The following is a 1,939-nucleotide window of genomic DNA, read 5'->3' on the forward strand; positions in this document are numbered from 1 at the left end:
GGGGCGGATCGGCTCCGGGGGGATGGGCACGGTCTACGCCGCCGACTCCCCCGGCGTGCACGGCTACCTGGCGGTCAAGGTCGTCCACGCCGAGCAGGCGGCGGACCGGCGCTTCCGGGAGCGCTTCGCGCACGAGGCCCGCCTCCTGGCCAGGGTGAACAGCCCCTCGGTGGCGCGGTTCGTGCGCGCCGACGTGGAGGCGCCGCGGCCGTGGATGATCACCGAGTACGTGCCGGGGCCCACCCTGCGCCGCCACGTGGAGCGGTACGGCCGCCTGCGCGGGGGGATGCTCCTGGGTCTGGCCGTGGGCACCGCCGAGGCGCTGCGGGCCGTCCACGCGGCCGGGGTGGTCCACCGCGACCTCAAGCCCAGCAACGTGGTGCTCTCGGCCAGGGGGCCCAAACTGCTGGACTTCGGGATCGCGCACCCGGTGGAGGACCCCGACCCCACCAAGTGGATGCGTCTGCGGCGGATGCGCCGCGCCTACCGGGACCTGCGGCTGCCCTCGCCGGAGGGGCTGGCCGACGAGCGGGTCAGCGAGCGGGTCGACCGGTTGGGCACCCCGGGGTGGATCAGCCCGGAGCAGTACCGGCGCCAACCCACCGCGCAGAGCGCGGACGTGTTCCTGTGGGGCGCGACCGTGGCCTTCGCGGCGGCCGGGCACGACCCCTTCGGGCGGGCCGGGGCCAAGGAGATGGCCCGGCGCGTGATGTTCGAGGAGCCGGACCTGGAGTACCTGCCGCCCGGCCTGGAGAGGCTGGTGCTGGCCGCGATGTCCAAGGACCCCGACGAGCGGCCCGACTCCGCCGGACTGCTGCGCGCCGCCCTGGGCCTGGAGAACGTCGAGGGCGGGGTACGCGCGTCCGGGGAGGGCGGAGAGGCGGCCGTCACCGGGACGGCGGCCGTGCGGGGTCTGCTGGAGCGGCGGTGGACCGAGGTGGCGGTGCGCCCGCCGCAGCCCCCGCGGGCCGGGCTGTTCGGCCGCGGGGAGGGCTGAGGGGACCGCGGGAGCCGGGGGCCTGCGCCGGGCCGGTCGGGGCCAGTCGTGGGTGCCCCGTCACGGAAGGCGGGCAGCACGGCGTGGGAGAGCCCCGGGGACCCCCGACTTCCAGGAAACCGCACAGGGGCGGGCGCCGGTAGGGGCTGTGGACGACCCCCGGTCAGAGGAGCCCGTAGTGGGCGCGGCCCTCCCGGGAGAGCATGTACGCCACCATCATGACCGCGAAGCCCAGCGGGACGAGCGCCAGGATGTCCCCGGACAGCACGGTCCACAGCAGGAGCGCGCCCGCCGCGCCCTGGAAGAGCACCACGCCCCAGAAGACGCCGACCGTGCGGCGCCGGATCCGGCCCGCCAGGAGCGTGGACAGCAGCCCGTACACGCCCGTGACCGCCGCCATGACGACCATCATGGCGCGCATGGCCTCGGCGCTGACCGCGAGCTCCAGCCCCTCCTGGGCGGCGAGCTCGGTCTGCTGGCGCAGCGCCTCGTCCATCGCGTCGGCCGGGACGCTGAGCCCCATGAGGAAGAGGCCGGACAGGGCCAGTCCGCAGGCGCCGCCCACGAACATCAGGGCGCGGACGACGGCCACCTTCCTGGGGAGGGGGGCGTCGGGGTGGAGCGCGTCGAAACCGGCCCCGGAGCCGGGCGCCCCGTACGGCGGGACGCCGCCCGCGCCCTGTGTCCCGTTGGGGTCGTACGGGTCCTGGCCAGAGGAAAACACGGACGTCCTCCGAGGGATGTGAGACGGCTTGTCCCGTCCATGGTAGGGGCCCGGGGCGCGGGAGGCGCGGCTCCGGGCGGACCAGGGGAGCCGTCCGGTGACGCAGCGCGATACGGGCAGGCCAAAAACCGGTATCGGAACCGCAGATTCTGCAAATCGTAACCGTGGGAACCATGTGCCCCCGGCCCGGGCGGCTCTAGGGTGAACCCCTCCGGACC

General features: G+C 75.4%; 2 protein-coding genes. One reads left to right on the forward strand and one right to left on the reverse strand.

The features are described from left to right. On the forward strand, window positions 1–997 hold a 997-nt coding region (locus DQW06_RS28195), incomplete at its 5' end, for a serine/threonine-protein kinase (protein ID WP_157983648.1). A 163-nt stretch (window positions 998–1,160) separates the two neighbouring features. Here DQW06_RS28195 and DQW06_RS28200 read toward each other — a convergent pair. Next, a complete protein-coding gene (locus DQW06_RS28200; RefSeq protein ID WP_013154847.1) occupies window positions 1,161–1,721 on the reverse strand; it encodes a hypothetical protein in 561 nt (186 codons plus the stop codon). Window positions 1,722–1,939: the final 218 nt, after the last annotated feature.

This window comes from Nocardiopsis sp. TNDT3 (assembly GCF_003427465.1).
Taxonomy (GTDB): Bacteria; Actinomycetota; Actinomycetes; order Streptosporangiales; family Streptosporangiaceae; genus Nocardiopsis; species Nocardiopsis dassonvillei.